Annotated in this window: 1 protein-coding gene; it reads left to right on the top strand. The window is 75.5% G+C overall.

Annotated elements, in window-relative coordinates:
- Positions 1-146 precede the first annotated feature (146 nt).
- Positions 147-386 (top strand): carbon storage regulator CsrA, encoded by a 240-nt coding sequence (gene csrA / locus ABEB16_RS22540; protein ID WP_345714378.1) that lies wholly within the window; start codon positions 147-149, stop codon positions 384-386.
- The last annotated feature ends 252 nt before the right edge of the window (positions 387-638 follow it).

Here is a 638-nt window from a genome sequence, read left to right on the forward strand (position 1 = left end):
GGCACCGGCGCGGGGACCCGCGCTCGGCGTCCTCCCGCGGCAGGGCCCCGCTCCGCAGCCGTCCGGCTCCGGAGCGGGGCCCTCTGCCGTCCGGGGCGCCCGGCGCCTGCGCGCACGATGACCCATCGTCACCCTATGCTGACTGCATGTTGGTTCTGACGCGGCGGGCCGGGGAGAGCGTCGTCATCGGGGACGCCATCGTCGTCCGCGTCCTCGAGGTGCGAGGCGATGTCGTGCGCGTCGGGATCGAGGCGCCCCGGGAGGTCCAGGTGCACCGCCAGGAGGTCTACGACGCCGTCCGCCAGGCCAACGTGGCCGCCGCCGCCGCCACGGAGGACGCGATCACCGCGCTGCAGGGCGCCGTCCGCAACAACCGGTCGACCTGATCCGGCGCCCCGGCCCCCCGCCCGCACCGTCCCCCGTGACGGACATCACGCGCACGAGGGCTCCAGGAGCCGGGCCCGGGGAAGCGAGCGGTGACCCCGATCACTACACTGCGACCTACCGGTGCGCGGTGCTCGCGCCCGCACCGGTGGTTCCAGGCCCGTCACCCGCCCGGGTGAGTGGACAGTGCAGTCCCGGCCGACGTCGAGCACCCGCTGCGCCACGTGCGCAGCTCGCGCAACGAGAGGGGTCAC

This window comes from Kineococcus glutinatus, assembly GCF_039542765.1.
Classification (GTDB): domain Bacteria; phylum Actinomycetota; class Actinomycetes; order Actinomycetales; family Kineococcaceae; genus Kineococcus_A; species Kineococcus_A glutinatus.